Below are 22,889 nucleotides of genomic sequence, written 5' to 3'. Positions count from 1 at the left end.
ACTGGCTGGTATCCCTCGCTGAGCGAGGGATACCAGCCAGTAGTCGTTGCGGGCCGGGTCAGGTCTGACGGCGGCGCAGGGTCATCCAGAGGACGGCGGAGCCCACGCCGACCGCGCCGATGACGAGCACCCAGCGCGGGTCGACGCTCGCCAGCGCGCCGGTGAGGGCGAGGACCGCGATGACGATCGCGGTCAGCCCGGCGACGAGACCGAGCGGGTCGGGTCCGGGCCGCGTGGCCGGCGCGGACTCGCCGGCGTCCTGGTCGTGGACGACGTCGACGTCGCGGTGGATCGTGTACGGCTGGTCAGGAGTCTTCTCATCCACGGCGCACCTCCACGTCCCCGCCGCCGCTGACGGCCTGCAGGTCGATCCGGGGTCCTCCGGGCCCGTCGGGCCCGAGGTCGTTCACGGGGCCGGCGCCGCGCCCGAGGCAGTCGGCGTCGCCGCCGCCGGACTCGCACGTCGCCGTCACGTCGGCGGTCGCGGGCACGATCACGGTGACGTCGCCCGCGCCGCTCTGCACCTGGGTGCGCACCGGCGGCACCCCGGGCGGGGTGGGCGCGAGGTCGCGCAGGTCGAGCTGCGCGTCGCCGTAGGCCGTCTCGTAGGCCGGCGCCACGGCGTTCGCCATCGGCCGCCACTGCGCGTCGCCGAGGGTCTGGACGGCGCCGTCCGTCTGCTGGTACCCGTCGAACTGGTCGACCCAGGGCGGCGGGCCGGTGCGGCCGTCGTCGTTCGCGGCGGCCACCAGCACGAGTGCGAGCGGCACCGCGGCCACGATGAGACTGCGGCCCTTGTTCCGGAAGGCGCCGACGACCAGGCCGGCACCCACCACGGCCAGCGCGGTGCCGACCACGGCCGTCACGCCGAGCGGCACGAGCCCGAGCAGGCCCAGCCCCGCGACGACCGCGGACGCGACCAGCGCGACGGCGAGGGTCAGCGGCGCGAGCCGCGAGCGCGGCGGCTTCGGCGGCACCGGGGCCGCCGGCTCGGGCAGGTCCCACGCGAACGGCGCGGCGCCCAGCGGGTCCCACGACGGCGGGCGGAGGGTCCCGTCCGGGCCCTCCACGGGCTCGGTCGCCGTGTCACCGGTGACGATCGGGCGCTGCGGGTCGCGCAGGTGCCCCCGGCTGCGGTGCAGCGCGTAGACCAGGGCCAGCACGGTGACGATCCCGATGACCGTGCCCAGGTCGCCGGAGAACGCCCCGACGACCGCCACGATCCCCAGCAGTGTGCCGACGACGATCGCCCAGACCGGCGTCTCGCGCCGGCCCTGCGCGTCGACCCGCGGCAGCACCAGCATGCCGGCCAGGTAGACGAGCAGGCCGAAGCCGTAGAACGCGGTGACGACGAACGCGACCCGCACGAGCGTCGGGTCGATCGCGTAGCGCCGCGCGATCGCGGCGGACACGCCACCGATCTTGCGGTCCTCCTTGAGACGCGCGGGGCGCGTCGCCCACATCTCGCGCAGGGTCGCGCCGACGTCGGCCCCCGCCGGCGCCCGTGACCCCTCTCCCGGACTGCTCATCACGCCTCATCCTCCTCGGTGCGGTCGATCCGGGTACCGAGACTGCGCGGGCGTCCGGCCCCCGGAATCCGGGAGCGACCCCGGTCCTGCCCCCGAGACGACCCCGAGGACCTCGGGGGTCGCACCGGGCCCACCGGGGGTCGGTGACGTGTGACGATGGTTCCCGTGGACGAGGCGACGACCCTGCACACCGGCACCCCGCCGGTGACCGCGGAGACGCCTGCCCCCACGCCCGCCCCCACCCCCACCGAGCCGCCGACCCGGCCGGGCCCGGCGATCCCGCGCATCCGGCGCCGCCGGCAGGGCGCGGTGATCGCGGGCGTGACGGGCGGGGTGGCCGACCACCTCGGCGTCGACGTCCTGCGCGTGCGCCTGGTGTTCGTGCTGCTCGTCGCGGCCGCGGGCGCGGGCTTCGTCGCCTACGCCGGGCTGTGGCTCTTCTGCCCGATCGAGCCGCGCGGCGTCCGGCGCGACGTGCCGCCCCGCGAGCGCCGCCAGGGCCTCGGTCTGGCCACGCTCGGCGTGCTGCTCGCGTTCATCCTCTCCGGGCTCGGCGGCCAGCTCTCCGGCTGGGTGATCGGGCCGCTGGTCGTCGTGGTCATCGGTGTCGCGCTGGTGTGGCGCGAGGCCGACACCGGCGGCGCCGCCGTCGAGGGCGAGACGGGGTGGCGGGCGCGCTGGCTCGTCGGGCGCCGGCTCGGGCTGCTGCGGCTGCTCGCGGGCGCGCTGCTCGTCACCATGGGCATCGCGGTGTTCCTGCTCGGCAACGTCGACCTCGGGCAGGTCCAGTTCGGCGTCCTCGCCGCCCTCGCGACGCTCGCCGGGGTCGTCGTCATCACCGTGCCCTGGTGGATGCGCCTGGTGCGCGAGCTCGGCACCGAGCGCCGCGAGCGCATCCGGGGCCAGGAGCGCGCCGACATCGCCGCGCACCTGCACGACTCGGTGCTCCAGACCCTGGCGCTGATCCAGAAGCAGGCCGGCGAGGACGTCGCGGGCCGCGAGGTGCGCCGGCTCGCCCGCAGCCAGGAGCGCGAGCTGCGCGCGTGGCTCTACGGCCCGCCGGGCGGCGACGCCGGACGCCCCGCGGGTTCGACCGACGCGACGCTCGCGGCCGCGCTGGCCACCGCCGCCGGCGAGGTCGAGGACGACTACGGGGTCCGCGTGGCGCCGGTCGTCGTCGGCGACACCGAGCTCGACCCGAACACCACCGCGCTCGTCGCTGCCGCCCGCGAGGCGATGGTCAACGCCGCCAAGCACGCCGGCGTCGACGAGATCGACGTCTACGTGGAGGTCGAGCCGGACGTCGTCGAGGTGTTCGTGCGCGACCGCGGCCGCGGGTTCGACCCCGACGCCGTGCCCGAGGACCGCCGCGGTCTCGCCGGCTCGGTCCGCGACCGCATGACCCGCCACGGGGGCCGCGTGCGCCTGCGCACCGCGCCCGGCGAGGGCACCGAGGTCGGTCTCGTGCTGCCCCGCAGCCGTCGTGGCACGCCCGCCCCCGCCACCGCCCAGGAGGAGTCCCGATGACCGAGCCGGCGAGTGCGCCAGACGAGCCCGTCACCGTCGTCCTCGTCGACGACCACGCGCTCTTCCGCCGCGGCGTGCGCGCCGAGCTCGAGTCGCTCGCCCGCCGCACCGTCAGCGTCGTCGGCGAGGCGGGCTCGGTGGACGAGGCCGTCGCCGTCATCGGGCACCGCAAGCCCGACGTGGTGCTCCTCGACGTGCACATGCCCGACGGCGGCGGCGCCGCGGTGCTCAGCCGCACGCGCCCCGACCACCCGGACGTCGTGTTCCTCGCGCTGTCGGTGTCCGACGCCGCCGAGGACGTCATCTCGGTCATCCGCGCGGGCGCCCGGGGCTACGTCACCAAGACGATCTCCGGGCACGAGCTCGCCGACGCCGTCGTGCGCGTGCGGGCCGGCGACGCCGTGTTCTCGCCGCGGCTGGCGGGGTTCGTGCTCGACGCGTTCGCCGACCGCCCGGGCGCGACCGGCGTCGTCGACCCCGAGCTCGACCAGCTGACCCGCCGCGAGCGCGACGTGCTGCGCCTGCTGGCCCGGGGCTGGTCGTACAAGGAGATCGCCGCCGAGCTCGTCATCTCGGTGAAGACCGTCGAGACCCACGTGTCGAGCGTCCTGCGCAAGACCCAGTCGTCGAACCGCCACGAGCTCTCGCGGTGGGCGAGCGACCGGCGCCTGGTCTGACCGCCTGGTCCGAGCGGGCTCTAGCCCTCGTCGGAGTGGTCGTCCCCGCCGTGCCCGGAGTCGTCACCCGAGTGGTCGTCGGACCCGGAGTGGTCGTCGCCGTGGTGACCGCCGTGGTCGTCCCCGGAGTGGTGGTCCTCGGCCGCGCGTGAGGGGGACGCCGACGTGGTCGGCGCGGCCTCCGCGAGCGGGGTGTCGAGCTGCAGGCCGGTGGCCGCCGCCCGCGGGCTCGCGCCGTCGACGCTCTCGTCGGTGTCGATCAGCCAGCGCCCGTCGGGGCCGCGGACCATGCCGAGCTCGTGGACCTCGCGGATGCGCTCGCGGCCCTCGGGCACGAAGTCGAGGGTGGCGCGCACCGTGTCGGCGTCGAGGGCGCTCGCGTCGACGACCTGGACCGACGAGATCGTCGTCCAGAACGCCTGGTAGCGCGCGAAGCCGCCGGCCTGCGACTGCAGGTTGGGTCCGAGGCGCGCCCAGCCCGCGGCCTCGTTGCCGGTGACGACGCCGTAGTAGTCGCGGACCGCGGCCACCATCGCGGCCTGCGGATCGTCGGCGGCCGCGCCCCCGGGTGCCGCGACGCTCGCCCCCGTCGAGTCGGAGCCCGACGACGACGACAGCAGCGCGACCCCGACGACCCCGCCGGCGGCGAGGGCGACGAGCAGGACGAGGACGACGATCGCGGTGGTCGGGCGCCGGGCCGGGCGTCGCCGCGGCGGGGGGTCCGGGGCGGGCATGCCCTGGCGGGTCGGGGGACCGGCCGGGCCGCCGGAGCCGGAGCCCGAGCCGCCGCCGGAGCCCCCCGGACCGGGCATCCACGGGTCGGACGAGTGCCGCGCCTCGGGGACTGCCGCCGGGGCGCCGAGCGGGACGAGGTTGCCGAGCGGTTCCTCGGGCCGCCCGCCCGCGTGCGCGATGCGGCCCAGCTCCTGGCGGGCCTCGGCGGCGGACGGGCGCTCGGCGGGGTCGTTGCGGAGCAGCCGCATGAGCAGCGCGGTCAGCGGCCCGGCCTGCGAGGGCGGCACGACCTTGCCGGCGGCCACCGAGTGCAGCAGGGCGAGCGCGTTGTCGTCCGCGCCGAACGGGGGCATGCCCTCGACCGCCGCGTACAGCGTGGCGCCGAGGGAGAACACGTCGGACGCCGCCGTCGAGTCGTCGCCCCGGGCGACCTCGGGCGCGAGGTAGGCGGGCGTGCCGGCGAGCATCCCGGTGCGCGTGAGGGTGAGGTCGCCGGTGGCGCGGGAGATGCCGAAGTCGGTGATCTTGACGGTGCCGTCCGCGCCGAGCAGGACGTTCCCGGGCTTCACGTCGCGGTGCACGATGCCGGCCTGGTGGGCGGCGTCGAGGGCGTCGGCGACCTGGCGCCCGATGCGCGCGACCGTGCGCGGCTCGAGCGTGCCCTGCTCGCCCAGCACGTTGGCGAGGCTGCGCGAGGGCAGGTACTCCATGACCAGCCACGGCTCGTCGCCCTCGATGGACGCGTCGAACACCGAGATCGCGTGCGGGTGCTGGAGGCGCGCGGCGATCCGGCCCTCGCGCAGGGTGCGCTGGCGGACCTCCTCGGCCTCCCGGTCGTCCAGACCCGCGTGCAGGAACACCTGCTTGACCGCGACGACGCGACCCAGGCGCTCGTCGGTGCCGCGCCACACCACGCCCATCGCCCCGGAGCCGATGCGCTCCTCGAGGCGATAGCGCCCGGCGACCACGCGGGGAGAGCTCACTGGCCGCTCCCCGTCGGTGTGTCCACGGGGGTCACAGTAGAGGTCCCGACCGGGTGACGACCACGCGCCCGAGCACCCGCGGCCCTGCCCACGGCGGCGCTGCTCAGTCGTCGCCGCCGAGCAGGCCACCGACGGTGTCGCCGAGCGCGTCCGTGGTGTCCTCCACCGCGTCGCCCGTGTCGTCCACGGTCGACGACACGGAGTCCACCGTGTCGTCCACGGTGTCGCCGACCTCGTCGGTCGTGTCCTCGACCGCGTCGCTCGTGTCGTCGACGGTCGAGGACACGTCCTCCACGGTGTCGTCCACGGTGTCGCTGACCCGGTCGGTCGTGTCCTCCACGACGCGCGAGGTCGTGCGGCCGACGGCGGAGACGTCGTCGACGGCGTCCCCGGCGGTCCGGCCGGTGTCGCGCACGGCGCCGGTGACCGTCTCGGTCGCGGGCTCGACGACCTCGCGGGTGGTGGTGCGCAGGGTGGTCCCGGTGGTCTCTCCGGTGTCGCGCACGGCGCCGGTGACGGTCCCCGTGGCGGGCGCGACGACCTCGTGGGTCGTGTCGTGCAGCGTGGTCCCGAGGGTCTGGCCGGTGTCGCGCACCAGCCCCGACGTCGTCGTGGCGAGCGGCGCGACGACCTGGTGCTGGACCGTGCCGACCGTGGTGTCCACGGTGGTGCCCAGGGCCTCCACCGGCACGCCGAGCGGCCCGGGCAGGGCGCCCGCGACGCCGCTGGTGGTGTCGCCGACGAGGGTGCCGACGCGCCCGACGAGGCCCGGGTCCCCGGCGGGGGCGTCGTTGTTGCCGATGGCCCCGAGCCCGCCGGCGAGCCCGTCGACCGTCGTCCCGAGGCCGCCGGTCAGCCCGTTCACCGTGGTGCCGACGCCGGTCACGGTGGTCCCGAGGCCGGTGCCGACGTTGCGGACCGTGGTCCCGAGCCCGCCGGTCACGCCGGTGACGGTGGTGCCGACGCCGGTCACGGTGGTCCCGAGACCGTCCCCGACGTTCGTGACGGTGTTCCCGAGGCCGTCCACGACGGCGGGGACGATGCCGGGGGTGCCACCGGGGCTCCCGGGGGTGCCGCCCGGGCTGCCGGGGCTCCCGGGCGTGCCGCCGGGACCGGGCGCGACGGGGCCGGCACCCGGGGCGCCGCCGCCGGCGGCACCGGGCGCACCCGCACCCGGTGCCGCGGCGCCGGGGAGCGCGCCGGCGGGGGCGGCGAGCGGGCCCCGGACCCCGGCGAGACCGCCGCCGGCGACGGCGTTGCCGCCGGGTGCGCCGAGGCCGAGGTCGCTGACCGAGGCGCTGAGGGTGACGCCCGGGACCGGGACGCCGCCGACGGTCGTGCCGGGCAGCGCGCCGAACGTCCCGGGGAGGCCGGGCACCAGGGCGACGCCGGGCGGGAGCGCGCGGGGGTCGCCGGGGTAGGGCACGTCCTCGATCGGGAGGCCGGGCAGCTGGCCGGCGACGCTCGCGATCGTGCCCGCGACCAGGAACACGCCCGTGCTCGCGCCCAGCGACCGCCCGCGGCCCAACCGGAACGGGTTGGTGCGCCGGCGCGCCGAGCGTCCGGGCGTGGGCTGCGGGCGCACGGGGGCGGCGCGCGGCGGCCGCGGGGCACGGCCGGCGGAGGTGCTCCGCGTCGTCTCCCGGGCCTCGGCGGCGTCCAGGGCCGCGGCGAACGCGAGGGCCTTGGCGAGCGCGGCGGAGTCGGGGTCGGAGTCGGGGTCCGGCTCCTCGTCGGGCTCGGGGGTCTCGTCGTCCGGGCTGTCCTCGACCACGGGCTGCGGGCCGGTCAGACGGGCGAGGATCTCCGTGACCGGGATGCCGTCGGTGTGGCGGGACTCGACCGGCTCCGGCTCGTGCTCCGGCTCGTGCTCCGGCTCCGGCGCCTCGGCCGCCGGGATGTCGTCGGCGGGCCGGCGGGGCGCCGGCAGGAGCTCGACCCAGTGCTCACCGGTGTCGTCGGCCCCGGGGGTCTGCGCGGTCTCGACGCCCTCCGGGTCGACGTCGGCGGGCAGGGCCGGCGGGGGGACCGTCGGCGGCACGAGCAGAGCGCCCGTGACCTCGCCGGGGTCGTCGAACCACGCGTGCCGCCCCTCACGCTCGTTCATTCGTCCGTGCTCCTCGTCCGCTGCCGTCCGTGTCCCGGGTCCCCGACCGGTGACGTCGTCTCCACTCCGCGTGAGGGAATGGCTACTCCGACGTCACCCGGCGGGGGAGACGTCGTCCGGGCGACGGCTGGCCATCGTTCGGGTCTGGTCGCCGGACGGGCGTATCCCCCGGGGCGACCGAACACAGCACTTCGTTCCCCGGACAGGCACCACGTCATGTGCCGTCCGGCGCGAGGAGCGGACCGTCCGGCTCAGTGGGGCGGCGCGGCGAGGCGCTTGCGGGCGCTCTGGAGCTGGTTCGTCGCGACGAGACCCACCCCGCCACCGACGAGCAGCCCGATGACGTCGAGCGGGATGCCGCCACCCGTCAGGAGCAGTGCGACGAGCGCACCGAGGGCCAGACCACCCGCGGCCGGCAGGCGCTTGCGGGCGTCGATCGCGAGGTGCGACGCCCCGGGGCGCTTGGAGGCCACCGACGAGATCATGAGCAGGTAGCCGCCGTAGCCGACGGCGGCCAGCAGGCTGAGCACCGTGACGATCGTGGCGATCAGATCGATGACGCTTCCCATGACACCAGAGTGCCACCACACGCGTGTGGTCGGTGCTCGCCGCGACCCCCGTGTTGTTCGGGGTCGCGCCTCAGGGTCCCCGGCTCGTCAGCTGCGGCCGCCGAGGCGGCCGCGCCCGAGGCGCAGGAGCAGCATGCCCAGCTCGCGACCCTCGGCGCCGAGGTCGCGGAAGCGGGCCAGCACGGCCATCTCGCGGTTGTAGACGATCCGCGGCCCGCCGGCCGCCATGCGCGCCAGCCCGATCCGCTGGGAGATCTCGGTGCGGCGCTGGATCAGCCGCAGGATCTCGGCGTCGATGCTGTCGATCTCCACGCGCAGGTCGGGGATCTCCTCGGCGCTCGCGGGGGAGAGCGCCGCGCCCCGATCGGGGTCGGCGTCCTCGTCGGCGGTGGTCGGGGTGGAGTCGCTGGTCGCAGCACTCACGGGGATCGGCCTCCAGGGGGTGTCCGGGGTTGGGTGGCTCCACGAGGAACCCCGGACACGAGAACGCCCCGGGGTCCGTGGACTCCGGGGCGGCGTGGGTCGGGCGCGGCAGGCGCGTCAGATGTCCACGGGCACCGGGGTCCGGTACCCGTAGAAAAATCGAACGGTCTGCGCGTGCACGACGAACATCATGCCACCGCGCCCCCGTGCCGCCAACCGCCCGCTGCGCCGCCCGTCCGTTGTCAGGGGGCCCCGGTAGCGTGGACCGACGATGAGCACCGGTCCTGCCACCCGTCCCGCCGGGTCCGACGCCGCCCTCGAGGCCGGGCCGGACGCCGGGTCGGGTCCCCCTGCGCGCTCGGCGGCCTCCGCCCTGTCCCGGCGCCTCGCCGCGGCCGCCGCCGGCGGGGGTGACGCGGGCGGCGGCGCGGCGCTGCGCCGCTCGTCCGACACGCCGGACCCGGCCGACGATCCCCTGCTCGAGGGCATGAACCCGCCGCAGCGCGAGGCCGTGATGCACACCGGCTCGCCGCTGCTGATCGTCGCGGGCGCCGGGTCGGGCAAGACGCGGGTGCTCACCCACCGGATCGCCTGGCAGATGCGCCACCAGGGGGTCGGGCCGGGCCAGGTCATGGCCATCACGTTCACCAACAAGGCCGCCGCCGAGATGCGCGAGCGCGTGGCCGCGCTGGTGGGCCGGCGCGCCAACGCGATGTGGGTTTCGACGTTCCACTCCATGTGCGTGCGCATCCTGCGCCGCGAGTACCGCCACCTGGAGCTGAGCTCCACGTTCTCGATCTACGACGCGGACGACTCCCGCCGGCTGGTCGCGTCGGTGGCCCGGGGGCTCGACCTCGACGCCAAGAAGTACTCGCCGCGCGGCCTGCTCGCGCGCATCTCGGCGTGGAAGAACGAGCTGGTCTCCCCGATCGAGGCCGCCGACGCCGCCACCACCGACGCGGAGAAGCGCACCGCCGAGGTCTTCGCCGTCTACCAGCAGCGCCTGCAGCAGTCGAACTCGCTCGACTTCGACGACCTCATCGGCCGCACGGTCGACCTGCTGACGCGCTTCCCGGACGTCGCGGAGTACTACCGGCGCCGCTTCCGGCACATCCTGGTCGACGAGTACCAGGACACCAACCACGCCCAGTACATGCTGGTCCGGGCCCTGGCGGCGGGCAGCGTTGACGGCTCGGTGAAGCCCGCGGAGCTCTGCGTCGTCGGCGACGCCGACCAGTCGATCTACGCCTTCCGCGGCGCGACCATCCGCAACATCATCGAGTTCGAGCGCGACTACCCCGAGGCGCGCACGATCCTGCTCGAGCAGAACTACCGCTCCACCCAGCGCATCCTCACCGCGGCCAACGCCGTCATCAGCCGCAACCCGGAGCGCCGCGACAAGCGGCTCTGGACCGACGCGGGCGACGGCGAGCTGGTGGTCGGCTACGTCGCCGACAACGAGCACGACGAGGCCGCCTTCGTCGCCGCCGAGATCGACCGCCTCGTCGACGCCGGCGAGGTGCGCTTCGGCGAGGTCGCCGTCTTCTACCGCACCAACGGTCAGTCCCGCGTCTTCGAGGACGTGTTCATCCGCCTCGGGCTGCCGTACAAGATCGTCGGCGGCGTGCGGTTCTACGAGCGCCGCGAGGTCCGCGACGCCATGGCCTACCTCAAGGTGCTGTCCAACCCCGAGGACACGGTCTCGCTGCGGCGCATCCTCAACGTCCCCAAGCGCGGGATCGGCGACCGCGCCGAGTCGGTGGTCGCCGACGCGGCCGACCGCGAGCGCATCACCTTCGCCGCCGCCCTGCGCCGCGCGGCCGCGGGCGAGGTGCACGGGCTGGCCACGCGCTCGCAGCGCAACATCGCCGACTTCGTCGAGATGATGGACGGGTTGGCGGGGCTGCTGGTGGGGGGAGACGAAGCGGAGCGGAGCTCGACCGATCGAGGCGCTGCGCCGGTCGACGAGGTGCTCGACGCGATCCTCGACCGCTCGGGCTACCGCGCCGAGCTCGAGGGCTCGGAGGACCCGCAGGAGCAGTCCCGCCTCGAGAACCTGCAGGAGCTCGTCAGCGTCGCCCGCGAGTTCGTCCAGGACGCGCGCAACGCCGAGGGCCTCGAGGGTGACGACGAGACGCCCGCCGCGGGCACCGACGGCACCCCCGAGCCCGGCTCGCTGGAGGCGTTCCTCGAGCGGGTCTCGCTGGTCGCCGACGCCGACTCGATCCCCGACGGCGGCGACGGCGTCGTCACCCTGATGACGCTGCACACCGCGAAGGGCCTCGAGTTCCCGGTGGTGTTCGCGACGGGCTGGGAGGACGGCGTCTTCCCGCACTCCCGCGCCCTGGCCGACCCGGCGGAGCTCTCCGAGGAGCGCCGGCTCGCCTACGTCGGCATCACACGGGCGCAGAAGCGGCTCTACCTCTCGCGCGCGGTGATGCGCTCGGCGTTCGGGCAGCCGCAGGCCAACCCGCCCTCGCGGTTCCTCGACGAGGTCCCCGGCGACGTGTGGGAGTGGCGGCGTGTCGAGCCCAGCTCCGAGCGGTCCTCGCCGGTGGGCCGAACCCGGTTCGGCTCCGGACGCTGGGCGAGCCCCGGCACCGACCTGTCGGGGCGCACCTCGCGCCCGTCGCCGATGCGCCCGGACTGGAAGGAGGCGCCGACCATCTCGCTCGAGGTCGGCGACCGCGTCACCCACGACAAGTACGGCCTCGGCACGGTCGTCACCGTCGACGGCGTCGGCTCCCGGGCCACCGCCACCATCGACTTCGGCTCCTCGGGCACCGTGCGCCTCATGCTCATCGGCGGCGTCCCGCTGACGAAGCTGTAGCCCGCCGCCGACGCCCCCACGACGAGGGCCCCGGAGCGCGTGCTCCGGGGCCCTGGTCGTCTTGCGGGGAGCGGACTAGTCCTGAGGGGAACCCAGCGAGATGCCGCGTTCCGCGAGCCACGGCAGCGGGTTGATCTTCTGGCTGCCGTTCTTCCACACCTCGAAGTGCAGGTGCGGGCCGGTCGACTGACCGCGGTTGCCGATCTCGGCGATCTCCTCGCCCGCGCGGACCCGCTGGCCCTCGCGGACGTAGGAGCGGTTGACGTGGCCGTAGACGTTGACCGTGCCGTCCTCGAGCTCCACCCGGACCCACTGGCCGAAGCCGCTGGCCGGGCCGGACTCGATGACGGTGCCGTCGCCGACCGAGACGATCGGGGTGCCGATCGGGCCGGCGATGTCGATGCCGCGGTGCGACGAGCCCCAGCGGGCACCGAAGCCCGAGGTGAAGCGGCCGTCGGCGGGCTTGACGAAGTCGGGGCGGGCGGCCTCGGCGGCGGCGCGCGCCGCGGCGGCCGCACGGTCGGCGGCCTTGCTCAGCGAGCCGACCTGGTGCGCGTCGTCGGCGTCGGACGACGACGAGGTGCTCGATGCGCCCGTCGTGGACCCCGAGCCGGTCGTCGTGGTGACCGGGAGGACTCCCGAGGTGGCGGGGTCGAGGTCGGTCGCGCTGCGCGACGACCCGCCGGTGCCCTCGGTGCTGCCGCGGTCGGCGGCGAGGGCCAGCTCCGCGGTGGTCGGGGCGTCGCCGAGGGCGTCGAGGCCGGCGAAGCTCTGCCCCGCCGTGGCCAGGGCGCCCGCGGCCACCGCGGCGACGGCCAGGCGGCCGCGCAGCGGCGAGGGGCCGCGCTCGGCGGGCGGCGCGGGACGGGCACCGCGGCGGGGGTCGACGTCGCGGCGCTGGGGAGCGCCCTGCGGCCGACGCTGCGGCGAACCCGGGGGCGGGCCCTGGGGCGCCCGGTGCTCGCGCGGGAGGTCGCGGAGGGTCTCCTCGGTCCGCGGGGGACGGCGGTGACCGCCGGTCGTGGGTCCCTGCGGCGGCGGGCCGGCCGGACGCGGGGGCGCGGGCGGCGGGGAGCCGGGGCGGACCCCGACGGGGCGGCCGGGCACGGGGCCGGGGGCGTGCGCCGGGGCGTTCACCAGGCCGGCGGCGTCACCGCCGCGCCGGCCACCGCGGGCGCCGAGCCCGGGCAGTCCTCCGGCGAGGCCGGAGAGATCGGGGAATCGCGGTCCCGACGGAGCTCCACCGGCGCCGGCGAGGGCGGGGGTGAGACCGAGGGAACCGAACAGGGGCGCGGACGGCGGGCGTGGGGAGCTGTTCGCCAAGACCATCCTTCCCGCAGATCGGGGCCGGTCGCGGCGACATGCAGGGCGGTGGTTCGGGGAGTGCCCTGGGGAACGTCGGGGTCGTTCCGTATGTCGTTCGTGACCTGGCCGTGATGAGGACGGCGGAAAGGTAGCGACGAGGTCACGGCGGGAGCAAACGACAGGAGTGCCCCGAGTCGGTCGCTACGCCGTGCGTGCGGGCGTACGCGCCGAGCGGTCGTCACCGGGTCGGGTGACAGCGGTTCGCTCGGTCGGCGGCACCGTCGGGGTCCCGCCCGTGCCGCGGGACCGTGACCGGCCCGTTCGGCGCGTGCGCGGCGCCCGCCGGCACGTGGCGCCGACCGTTCGCCGTGCCCGTGTCGCCCGGGTCACGCCCGTCAGCCGGCGAGGCGGCCCGTCGGCTCGCGGTTGCCCACGACAGGCTGTCGGGACAACAACCGTGTGACCAGGTGCACGACGTCGGCGTCGATCGTCATCGACAGGTGCCCGACGTGCTCCAGCTCGACCTCGGTGACCTGCAGGTCGGGATGGGTCAGCCGCGCCGCGCGCTGCGGGATGATCAGCTGGTCCTGGCGGCTCCACACCGCGAGGAAGCGCGTGCGGCAGCCCGGGGCCGGTTCCTCGAGCTCGCGCAGCAGGTCGGAGCCCGGCTGCAGCTGCATCGGGACGCGGGTGGGCGGCAGGACGTGCGCGATGAGGCTGCCCTCGTGCGGGGTGCCGAGCGTGACCAGCGTGTCCACGCGGGCGTCGCCGCCGAGACGCTGCACGTAGTAGCGCGCGATGAGCCCGCCGAGGGAGTGCCCGACGATGTGCACGCGGTCGGCGCCCGTGCTGGCGCACAGCCGCTCGACGTGGTGGCCGAGGTCGCGCGCGGCCTCGCGGATGTCGCCGGTGAACGCCGTGAGGACGCTGAAGTTGATCGCGTGGACGACGCCGAACCCGCGGCGGCGCAGGGCGCGGGCCAGCAGCGCGAAGATCGAGCGGTTGTCGACGATGCCGTGCACGAGCAGGACCGGCGTCGTCGAGCTCTCCATGTCGGAGACGACGAGGCTGCGCTGGGCGGGGGAGAGCGCCTCGGTGCGGTGGTGGACGAACGTGCCCACCGGGCGCAGCACCTCGTCGACCAGGCCCCACGGGTAGAGCGACATGTGCACGGCCGTGTAGGCGATCTCGACCGCGAGGCCGCGCACGCCCGCCGGCACCCCGAAGGTGCGCGCGACGTAGCCGAGCCCGCGCCAGACGGCACCGGCGACGGCCGTCACCGGTCGCTCCGCGGGTCCCAGCGCGTCCGCCGGCTCCGTCGCCGGCGACATGACGCCCGTCACGTCCATGAGACGGACGTTAAGCGTTGTTCACTCCCAATTCTCACCAGGGTCTGCGCCGAACCGATCAAGATCGCCCGGAGGTGGGCCCGTTCGGGGCACCGGCGAATCGATCCAGACCCCGGTCGACCTGCTCGTGTGTCGGGAGTCGCCCCCCACCGTGGCGCCCGGCGCGTCCCCGCGTGGATAGGGTCGCCGCGCATCCGTCGGACGCAGGCGCTCCACTCCACACCGAGGGCGCCGCGCGACCTCGCCCGGCGACCGCCGTCCGGCGGCGCCCGGGGAGTTGGTGAGGAGAGTTCACGAGTGGACCTGTACGAGTACCAGGCGAAGGACCTCTTCGCCGCCCACGGGGTGCCGGTGCTGCCCGGTCGCACCGTCGACACCGCCGCCGAGGCGGAGCGGGCCGCGGAGGAGATCGGCGGCTCGGTCGTCGTCAAGGCGCAGGTGAAGACCGGCGGCCGCGGCAAGGCCGGCGGCGTCAAGCTGGCGCAGAGCCCGGCCGAGGCCAAGGAGAAGGCCGAGGCCATCCTCGGGCTCGACATCAAGGGCCACATCGTCCACCGGGTCCTGGTCACCGCGGCCAGCGACATCGCGGAGGAGTACTACTTCTCCTTCCTGCTCGACCGCTCGAACCGCAACTTCCTGGCCATGTGCTCGGCCGAGGGCGGCATGGAGATCGAGGAGCTCGCGGTCGAGCGGCCCGAGGCGCTGGCCCGGGTGCCGATCGACCCGATCGCGGGCGTCGACCGCGCGAAGGCCGACGAGATCGTCAAGCAGGGCAAGCTGCCCGCCGAGGTCGCCGACGAGGCCGCGCAGGTCATCGTCAAGCTCTGGGACACCTTCGTCGGCGAGGACGCGACGCTGGTCGAGGTCAACCCGCTGGTCCGCGACCCCGAGAGCAGGATCGTCGCGCTCGACGGCAAGGTCACGATCGACGAGAACGCCGAGTTCCGCCACGAGGCCCACGCCCAGCTCGTCGACGAGAAGAGCCAGAACCCGCTCGAGGCCAAGGCCAAGGAGTCGAACCTCAACTACGTCAAGCTCGAGGGTGGCCAGGTCGGCATCATCGGCAACGGCGCCGGGCTGGTCATGTCGACGCTCGACGTCGTGGCGTACGCCGGTGAGCAGCACGGCGGCATGAAGCCCGCCAACTTCCTCGACATCGGCGGCGGCGCGTCGGCCGAGGTCATGGCGGCCGGGCTCGACGTCATCCTCGGCGACGACGACGTGCGCAGCGTCTTCGTCAACGTCTTCGGCGGCATCACCGCGTGCGACGCGGTCGCGAACGGCATCGTCGAGGCCCTGAAGATCCTCGGTGACAACGCGACCAAGCCGCTCGTCGTCCGGCTGGACGGCAACAACGTCGACGAGGGCCGCCGCATCCTCGCCGAGGCGAACCACCCGCTGGTCACCGTGGTGGACACGATGGACGACGCGGCCGCGAAGGCCGCCGAGCTCGCCGCGAAGGCTGGTGCCTGAGAGATGTCGATCTTCCTCAACGAGAACAGCAAGGTCATCGTCCAGGGCCTCACCGGCTCCGAGGGCATGAAGCACGGCCGCAAGATGCTGGCCGCGGGCACGCAGCTCGTCGGCGGGGTCAACGCCCGCAAGGCCGGCACGAGCGTCGAGATCGACGGCACGAACGTGCCGGTGTTCGGCGGCGTCGAGGAGGCCATGAAGGAGACCGGGGCGGACGTCTCGGTGCTCTTCGTGCCCCCGAAGTTCGCCAAGGACGCGGCGATCGAGGCCATCGACGCGGGCATCGGCCTGACCGTCGTGATCACCGAGGGCATCCCGGTGCACGACTCCGCCTGGTTCTGGGCGCACGCCACCGCGAACGGCAACCGCACCCGCATCATCGGCCCGAACTGCCCCGGGATCATCTCGCCCGGGAAGTCGCTCGCGGGGATCATCCCGGCGAACATCTCGGGTCCCGGCAAGATGGGCCTCGTGTCCAAGTCGGGCACGCTGACCTACCAGATGATGTACGAGCTGCGGGACATCGGTTTCTCGACCGGCATCGGCATCGGCGGCGACCCGATCATCGGCACGACGCACATCGACGCCCTCGCGGCGTTCGAGGCCGACCCCGAGACCGAGGCGATCGTGATGATCGGCGAGATCGGTGGTGACGCCGAGGAGCGGGCCGCGGACTACATCAAGGCCAATGTGACCAAGCCCGTCGTCGGCTACGTTGCGGGGTTCACGGCCCCCGAGGGCAAGACGATGGGCCACGCCGGCGCCATCGTCTCGGGCTCCGCGGGGACCGCGCAGGCCAAGAAGGAGGCGCTCGAGGCCGCGGGGGTGAAGGTGGGCAAGACTCCCACCGAGACCGCCGACCTCGCGCGCTCCCTGGTCAGCTGACCCCAGCCGGCCCCCAGCCGACCCGCCCGACGCCGCCGTCCCCGGGAGGACAACCTCATGAGCTCACCGAACCAGGGCCCGCCCCCGGGCGGCCCGTCCGGTCAGCGACCGGGTCAGGCGGCGTCCGGCCCGGGCGGCTGGGGCGCCGGCGGCGGCTCGTACGGCGCACCGGGTGGTGCGCCGTACGGCGGGTCGTCGTGGGCCGGCGCGGGTCAGCAGCAGCAGCCCTACGGGGCTCCGGGTCAGCAGGGCTACGGCCAGCAGACTCCGGGACAGCAGGGGTGGGGCCAGCAGCAGCCGGCGCCGTCCTCCCCGCAGTCCTCGCAGCCACCGCAGCCGTCGCAGCCGTCGCAGCCGTCGACCGGGGGCTTCCCCGCGGCCACGACGACGATCACCGCGAAGCCCGAGACCGGCGGCCCTGACGGCTCGGCACGTCCCGGGGCCGGCTCGGGTGCCGAGCGCGGTGTCGCGCTGGGTGCCGGGGTCCTGGCGCTGCTCGCCTACATCCTGACGTTCTTCGGCTCCGCCGAGGCGTCGGGCGTCGCGTCCGACCTCAGCGCGGCCTTCGGCTCGCTGTTCTACCTGCCGCTGGTGCTCGCCGGCGGCCTGCTCACCGCCGCGTCGCTGCTGCCCCGCAGCCCGAACACGCTCGTGCCGGGCGCGGTCGTCGGGGTCACCGGGGCGCTGGCGATGCTGCCGCTGCTCGCGTACGCCGACGCGCTGCTCGTCGTGCAGGTGGTGCTCGCGGTGCTCGCCGCCGTGGCCGCGGTCGTGGCGGCGCTCTTCGGCACCGGCGTGATCAGCGCCCCGGCCGCGCGCCCCGCGGCGTCGGGCTTCGGGGCGCCGGCGGGTGGTGCGCCGGCCGGGCCCCCGCCGCCGACCCCGGCCGGGCCCTGGGGCGGACCGGCCGGTCCGCCGTCGGGGGGCATGCCGCCCGCTCCCACGCAGCAGCAGGGATACGGCGCTCCGGGTCAGCACACCGGGCCGGGCTCCGGGCAGTTCGCCGCGGCGCCGCGGGGTGGTCAGGGCGGCGCGCCCGCGTCCGGGCCGCCGTCGGGTCCCTTCGGGGCGGGCTACGGCTCGGCGTCGACCACCCAGGTCGTGCCCAGCGCGACCGCGTCCGGTCAGGGCGGCGAGTCCGCGTCGTCGTCGGCTTCTCCGTCGGACGCCGGGTCGTCGCCGAGCGCGGCCACGGGATCGTCGGGGCCGCTCGGGACGCCCGGGTCCCCGGACTTGCAGGCGACGAGCGTGACGCCGGGCTTCAGCTCCTACGGGTCGAGCGAGTCGTCGAGCAGCGACGACGGCCCGAACACCCCGCCCCAGGGCACCCCGCAGGGCTCGACCGGGCCCAGCTCGACCCCGGGCTACGGCATCCCCTCCACCGGTTGGGGCGCGCCGTCGAACCCCGGTGCCGGCTCGGCGCCGTCGAACGGCCCCTCGAACAGCCCCGTCGCCCCGCCGCCCGGCGGCGAGCGCCGCGGTGCCCACGAGTCCGGCGAGGACCCGGGCCGCCCCGAGTCGTCGTCGGACGACCGGCGCGGCGAGTGGGGCTCGCCGCGCTGACCTGCGCTCTCGGGTGATCAGGAGCGCGTGGTGCACCTCGTGGCGCTGGTGAGGTGTCTGAGGCGCTCCTGATCATGCGAGCGCCAGTCGGCGTGGCTCGGTGGTGCCAGCGATGCCGCATCGCTCGCACGCCCCGCCCATGATCGTGGTGGATTTCCTGACACTGAGTGTGAGCGTGGCCGCCACGCTGGAACACCCCGGGCGACGGCGTGGCGGCGGGTCCCGGTGCCCGCTCTTTGACAGTGTCGGGAGCGTGACCGCCCCGACCAGCCAGTCCCCGCGACGCGGCGGTCGCGGGACTCGCCCGGCGACCGCCACCCCGGCCGCCCCCGGGCCCCCGGGCTGGGTGCCGGTCCTCGCGCGCGTGGCGCTGCTGCCGCCGCTGACCCTGTACGGGGTCGCCGTCGTCCTCGCCGGCGTGATCGCCGCGCTGGCGTCCGGCACGACGCCGGGCGGCGAGCCCGGTCTCGGGCAGGCGCTCGCCGTCGGGATCCCGCTGTGGCTGGTCGCCCACCTGGTCCCGCTGCAGGTCACCGGGGTGCCGCTGGGCATGCTGCCCCTCGCCCCCGCGCTGCTGCTCGCGGTCCTGGTCGCGACGGTCGCGCGCGGCGCGGTCGCGCGGCTCGAGGGCCGCGCCGACGGGCGGACCGCCGGCCTCCTGCACGGCGTCGGCGTGCCGGTCGTCGCCACGGCCGCGGCGGCGCACGCGGTGATCGGCGTGCTCGCGGCGGCCCTGCTCACCCCCGAGAACGTCGTCGACGCGTCACCCGGCCTCGCCGGGGTCGTGTGCGGCCTGCTCGCCGGCCTCGCCGCGCTGGCCGGTGTCGCCCGCCCCTGCGGCCTGCTCGCGCTGCCCCGCCGCCTGCCCGCGTGGGCGCGCCACGGCCTGCAGGGCGGCCTGCTCGCGACGACCGCGCTCCTGACCGCCGGCGCGGGCCTGCTGCTCGCGGCCCTGCTCGCCGACCTGACCGCGGTACGCGGGGTGTTCGCCGACATCGCCCCGGAGGCCGGCAGCGGCGCCGGCCTCACCCTGCTCACGCTCGCCTATCTGCCCAACGCCGTCGTCGGGGCCGCGGCGTGGCTGGTCGGGCCGGGGGTGTCGATCGGGGCCGCCTCGGCGACGCCGACGGCGATCACGTCGGGCCTGCTGCCGCCCGTGCCGCTCGCGGCGGTGCTCCCGCAGAGCACCCCGCCGACCTGGGCGGGGCTCGCGTTCGCGGTGCCGCTCGCGGTCGGGAGCATCGTCGGTTGGCGCCTCGCCCCCTCCGCCGCCGAGGCCCCGCCGCGCGTCAAGGCGGTCGTCACCGCGGCCCTCACCGCGGCGCTGCTCCTGGGGCTCGCGGCGGCCCTGTCCGGCGGGCGCCTCGGGGCGGGGCCGTTCGACCCGGTCGACGTGCCGGCCGCGCCGGTCGCGTTCGCGGTGCTGGTCTGGGTGCTCGTGCCCGGCCTCGTCGTCGCGCTGCTCGCCGTCCCGCTGGGGACCGCGCCCGCCCGGACCCGTCGCCGGCCGGTGTCCACGACCCGCCGCCGCGCCACCGAGAAGACCGAGAAGACCGCGAAGACCGACAAGACCGCGACGACCGCCACCGAGGAGCCCGCGGCCGAGGACACGGCCGACGCCGACGATACGAGCGCCGAGGACCCGCCCGACGACGCCGGGGAGACCCCGCCCGACGAGGCGGTGTCGGAGGCAGGCGAGGCCGTCCGACCTGCGGAGGAGCCGCGCGGTTAACCTGGACGCCGACATCCACGGCGGCCCGGGAGCAGCGCTGACCACCACCGAGCAGCACCGGCTGACTCTGCCCGTGCCCGCCCGCGTCGTCGTCCTGGCCTCCGGCTCGGGGAGCCTGCTGCAGGCGCTGCTCGACGCTTGCGCCGCGGACGACTACCCCGCGCGCGTCGTCACCGTCGTCTCCGACCGCACGGCGGTGGGTGCGCTGGACCGCGCGACGGCCGAGGGCGTCGACACCGCCGTGGTGCCGCCGGCCGAGTTCGCCGACCGCGCCGCCTGGGATGCCGCGCTGGCCGAGGCCGTCGCCGCCGCCGAGCCCGACCTCGTCGTGTCCGCCGGGTTCGCCCGGCTGCTCGGGACGGCGTTCCTGGCCCGGTTCGGCGGCCGCACGATCAACACGCACCCGGCGCTGCTGCCGGCGTTCCCGGGCGCGCACCCGGTGCGCGACACCGTCGCCTACGGGGTGAAGGTCACCGGGGCGACCGTGCACCTGGTCGACGCCGGCGTGGACACCGGCCCGGTGCTGGCCCAGGAGGCCGTCACCGTCGCGCCGGACGACACCGAGGACACGCTGCACGAGCGCATCAAGGTGGTGGAGCGCCGCGTGCTCGTCGAGACCGTGGCCGCCCTGGCCCGCCACGGCGCCACCGTCACCGGACGAGGAGTGAGGATTCCGTGACCGCCACCGAGGCCCAGGCCACCAGCACCGTCGAGGGTCGGCGCCCCGTCCGCCGCGCCCTGGTCAGCGTGTTCGACAAGGCCGGCCTGCTCGACCTCGCCACCGGCCTGCACGCGGCCGGCGTCGAGGTCGTCTCCACCGGCTCGACGGCCGCGCGCATCCAGGACGCCGGGGTGCCGGTGACGCGGGTCGAGGAGGTCACCGGCTTCCCCGAGTGCCTCGACGGGCGGGTCAAGACGCTGCACCCGCGGGTGCACGCCGGCCTGCTCGCCGACATGCGCCTGCCCACCCACACCGAGGCGCTCGAGTCGCTGGACATCGCGCCGTTCGACCTGCTGGTCGTGAACCTCTACCCGTTCACCCAGACCGTTGCCTCCGGCGCCTCGCCCGACGACTGCGTCGAGCAGATCGACATCGGCGGGCCCGCGATGATCCGCGCGGCGGCCAAGAACCACGAGTCGGTCGCCGTGGTCACCGACCCCACCCGCTACGCCTGGGTGCTCGAGCAGGTCGGGGCGGGCGGCGTCACGCTCGCCGACCGGCGCGGGCTGGCCGCCGAGGCCTTCCGCCACACCGCCTCCTACGACGTCGCCGTGGCGTCGTGGATGGGCAACGTCCTGACCTCGGACGCCGAGCCGGGCTCGCCGTTCCCCGGCTGGGTCGGCACGACGGCCCGGCGCCGCGCGGTGCTGCGCTACGGCGAGAACCCGCACCAGGCGGCCGCGCTCTACGGCGACCCGGAGGTCACCTCGGGCATCGCCGGCGCGACGCAGCTGCACGGCAAGGAGATGTCGTACAACAACTACGTCGACACCGACGCCGCCTGGCGTGCCGCGCACGACCACGACGGCGTCTGCGTGGCGATCATCAAGCACGCCAACCCGTGCGGGATCGCGGTGGCGACGGCGAACGACCCCGCTGATGACGCTGTCGCCGCCGTGCACCGCAAGGCCCACGCCTGCGACCCGACCAGCGCGTTCGGCGGCGTCATCGCCGCGAACACCGAGGTCAGCGTGGCCATGGCCGAGACCGTCGCGGAGATCTTCACCGAGGTGATCGTCGCGCCGTCGTACGCCGACGGCGCGGTCGAGGTGCTGGCGCGCAAGAAGAACATCCGCGTGCTCACCGCGACCTGGGCGCCGGCCGCGGCCGAGCAGCGCGCGATCTCCGGGGGCCTGCTGCTCCAGCAGCGCGACGCCGTCGACGCCCCCGGCGACGACCCGGCGTCCTGGACCCTGGCCTGCGGCGAGGCGGCCTCGCCCGAGCTCCTGGCGGACCTCGCCTTCGCCTGGCGCGCCTGCCGCGCGGTGAAGTCGAACGCGATCCTGCTGGCCCACGACGGCGCCACCGTCGGCGTCGGCATGGGCCAGGTCAACCGCGTCGACGCCGCACGCCTCGCCGTCACCCGCGCCGGCGACCGCGTCCGCGGTGCGGTGGCCGCGTCGGACGCGTTCTTCCCGTTCCCGGACGGCTTCGAGGTGCTCGCCGAGGCGGGCGTCGCGGCCGTCGTCCAGCCCGGCGGGTCGGTGCGCGACGAGCAGACGATCGAGGCGGCGCAGAAGGCCGGCGTGACGATGTACCTCACCGGCACCCGCCACTTCGCGCACTAGAGCGCACTAGGCCAGCTGTCGGCGCACCCACTCCCCGGCCCGCGCCAGCGCGTCGGCGGCCTCGGGGTAGACGCCGACACCGAGCTGGAAGAAGTGCTGCATCTGCGGCCAGACGTCCAGCGTGACGGGGACGTCGGCGAGCGCCGCCACGCGCGTGACGGCGAGGGCGTCGTCGAGCAGGACCTCGTGGCTGCCGACCTGCACCAGCAGCGGCGGCCACGCCACGGCGACGTTCTTGGGCAGCGCGAGGGCGGGCGAGGCGCCCGGGTCGGTGGGGTCCCGGCCGTCGAGGTACTGGCGGGCCATCCGCGTCAGGCTCTCGCGGCTGCACTCGAGGTCGACGTCGCGGCGGGCCTCGAAGGACGGCGCCGAGCAGGTCAGGTCCGCCCACGGGGACATGAGGTAGGCCGCGGCGGGACGGGGCAGCCCGGCGCGGGCGGCGGCGAGCAGCGTCTCGAGGACGAGCCCGCCCCCGGACGACTCGCCGACGACGACGAGCCGGTCGGCCGGCACCCCCTGCCGCTCGAGCAGCCAGCGCGCGGCCGCGACGGCGGCGTTGACGTCCTGCGGGTAGGGGTGCTCGGGCGCCAGCGGGTAGTCCAGCAGCAGCACGCGGGCGTCGAGGGCGAGCGCCAGGTGGCCGGCGAACTTGTGCCGCGACGCCGGCGAGGTGATGACGTGCCCGCCGCCGAACAGGTACAGGACGGTGCTGGTGGCCGTGGCGCCGGTGACCCAGACGCCCGTCACCCCGTCCTCGGCGACCGGCGCGTAGGTGACGCCCTCCGGCGTCGCCGTGAGGTCCTCGGCGTGCTCCCCGGCCTCCCGCTGCGCGGTGAGCGGCATCTCGGCCATGCGCGGCGCCTGCCGCAGCATGTCGGCGAACTTCTCGGCCTCGGCGCTGACCACGGGCGTC

General features: G+C 75.7%; 18 protein-coding genes. 9 read left to right on the top strand and 9 right to left on the bottom strand.

Translation table 11 applies throughout. The features are described 5' to 3' along the window. Nucleotides 1-58 precede the first annotated feature (58 nt). Together EV188_RS27560 and EV188_RS27555 are read right to left on the bottom strand one after the other, a co-directional pair. Complete coding sequence (locus tag EV188_RS27560; RefSeq protein ID WP_133829542.1) at nt 59-325, bottom strand: hypothetical protein; 267 nt, start codon at nt 323-325, stop codon at nt 59-61. Continuing rightward, complete coding sequence (locus EV188_RS27555) at nt 318-1,529, bottom strand: PspC domain-containing protein (protein ID WP_133829541.1); 1,212 nt, start codon at nt 1,527-1,529, stop codon at nt 318-320. Before EV188_RS27555 ends, EV188_RS27560 begins: the two co-directional genes overlap by 8 nt. 156 nt (nt 1,530-1,685) lie before the next feature. On the opposite strand from EV188_RS27555, the gene EV188_RS27550 reads away from it, so the two are divergent. Together EV188_RS27550 and EV188_RS27545 are read left to right on the top strand one after the other, a co-directional pair. Then, nucleotides 1,686-3,056: an ATP-binding protein gene (locus tag EV188_RS27550; protein WP_133829540.1), complete on the top strand. Its 1,371-nt coding sequence runs from the start codon at nt 1,686-1,688 to the stop codon at nt 3,054-3,056. Further along, complete coding sequence (locus EV188_RS27545) at nt 3,053-3,733, top strand: response regulator (RefSeq protein WP_133829539.1); 681 nt, start codon at nt 3,053-3,055, stop codon at nt 3,731-3,733. The genes EV188_RS27550 and EV188_RS27545 overlap by 4 nt, the downstream gene beginning before the upstream one ends. A 20-nt stretch (nt 3,734-3,753) precedes the next feature. Here EV188_RS27545 and EV188_RS27540 read toward each other — a convergent pair whose 3' ends face one another. From EV188_RS27540 to EV188_RS27525, 4 genes are all read right to left on the bottom strand, one after another. Next, nucleotides 3,754-5,451 (bottom strand): serine/threonine-protein kinase, encoded by a 1,698-nt coding sequence (locus EV188_RS27540; protein WP_279536775.1) that lies wholly within the window; start codon nt 5,449-5,451, stop codon nt 3,754-3,756. Nucleotides 5,452-5,554: 103 nt separating this feature from the next. Continuing rightward, nucleotides 5,555-7,558, bottom strand: coding sequence for a hypothetical protein (locus EV188_RS32015; RefSeq protein ID WP_166660123.1), 2,004 nt, complete (start codon nt 7,556-7,558; stop codon nt 5,555-5,557). A gap of 251 nt (nt 7,559-7,809) precedes the next feature. Next, nucleotides 7,810-8,127, bottom strand: coding sequence for a hypothetical protein (locus EV188_RS27530; protein WP_133829538.1), 318 nt, complete (start codon nt 8,125-8,127; stop codon nt 7,810-7,812). Between the two features lie 87 nt (nt 8,128-8,214). Then, entirely contained in the window at nt 8,215-8,550 is a 336-nt protein-coding gene (locus EV188_RS27525) for a chorismate mutase (protein ID WP_133829537.1), read from the bottom strand. Nucleotides 8,551-9,037: 487 nt separating this feature from the next. Here EV188_RS27525 and pcrA point away from each other — a divergent pair, with 487 nt between their 5' ends. Continuing rightward, nucleotides 9,038-11,380 carry a DNA helicase PcrA gene (pcrA, locus tag EV188_RS27520; protein ID WP_133829678.1) on the top strand — a complete coding sequence of 781 codons (2,343 nt, stop codon included), beginning with the start codon at nt 9,038-9,040 and terminating at the stop codon, nt 11,378-11,380. Between the two features lie 75 nt (nt 11,381-11,455). Here pcrA and EV188_RS33135 read toward each other — a convergent pair whose 3' ends face one another. Then, the gene (locus EV188_RS33135) at nt 11,456-12,703 is read right to left on the bottom strand and encodes a M23 family metallopeptidase (protein ID WP_341770800.1); all 1,248 of its coding nucleotides are present in this window, start codon (nt 12,701-12,703) and stop codon (nt 11,456-11,458) included. A gap of 377 nt (nt 12,704-13,080) precedes the next feature. Beyond that, nucleotides 13,081-14,034 carry an esterase/lipase family protein gene (locus EV188_RS27510; RefSeq protein WP_133829536.1) on the bottom strand — a complete coding sequence of 318 codons (954 nt, stop codon included), beginning with the start codon at nt 14,032-14,034 and terminating at the stop codon, nt 13,081-13,083. A gap of 297 nt (nt 14,035-14,331) precedes the next feature. Between EV188_RS27510 and sucC the strand changes: the two genes are divergently transcribed. The 6 genes from sucC to purH all read left to right on the top strand — a co-directional run bounded on the left by sucC (nt 14,332) and on the right by purH (nt 21,976). Continuing rightward, on the top strand, nt 14,332-15,507 hold the full coding sequence (sucC, locus tag EV188_RS27505; protein ID WP_133829535.1) for an ADP-forming succinate--CoA ligase subunit beta: 1,176 nt from the start codon (nt 14,332-14,334) through the stop codon (nt 15,505-15,507). A 3-nt stretch (nt 15,508-15,510) separates the two neighbouring features. Then, nucleotides 15,511-16,392 (top strand): succinate--CoA ligase subunit alpha, encoded by an 882-nt coding sequence (sucD, locus tag EV188_RS27500; protein WP_133829534.1) that lies wholly within the window; start codon nt 15,511-15,513, stop codon nt 16,390-16,392. A 57-nt stretch (nt 16,393-16,449) separates the two neighbouring features. Further along, complete coding sequence (locus tag EV188_RS32010; protein ID WP_166660122.1) at nt 16,450-17,955, top strand: DUF5336 domain-containing protein; 1,506 nt, start codon at nt 16,450-16,452, stop codon at nt 17,953-17,955. A gap of 253 nt (nt 17,956-18,208) precedes the next feature. Continuing rightward, complete coding sequence (locus tag EV188_RS27490) at nt 18,209-19,687, top strand: cell division protein PerM (protein WP_133829533.1); 1,479 nt, start codon at nt 18,209-18,211, stop codon at nt 19,685-19,687. Nucleotides 19,688-19,748: 61 nt separating this feature from the next. After that, nucleotides 19,749-20,366, top strand: a complete 618-nt coding sequence (gene purN, locus EV188_RS27485; RefSeq protein ID WP_133829532.1) for a phosphoribosylglycinamide formyltransferase — start codon at nt 19,749-19,751, stop codon at nt 20,364-20,366. After that, nucleotides 20,363-21,976: a bifunctional phosphoribosylaminoimidazolecarboxamide formyltransferase/IMP cyclohydrolase gene (gene purH, locus EV188_RS27480; RefSeq protein ID WP_133829531.1), complete on the top strand. Its 1,614-nt coding sequence runs from the start codon at nt 20,363-20,365 to the stop codon at nt 21,974-21,976. Before purN ends, purH begins: the two co-directional genes overlap by 4 nt. Before the next feature lie 6 nt (nt 21,977-21,982). On the opposite strand, the gene EV188_RS27475 is transcribed toward purH, so the two are convergent. After that, nucleotides 21,983-22,882, bottom strand: a complete 900-nt coding sequence (locus EV188_RS27475) for an alpha/beta hydrolase (protein ID WP_133829530.1) — start codon at nt 22,880-22,882, stop codon at nt 21,983-21,985. Nucleotides 22,883-22,889: the final 7 nt, after the last annotated feature.

Origin of the sequence: Actinomycetospora succinea (assembly GCF_004363095.1) — a bacterium.
Classification (GTDB): Bacteria; Actinomycetota; Actinomycetes; order Mycobacteriales; family Pseudonocardiaceae; genus Actinomycetospora; species Actinomycetospora succinea.
The sequence above is the reverse complement of the archived record's forward strand: the minus strand, read 5'-3'. Positions and strand labels throughout refer to the sequence as shown.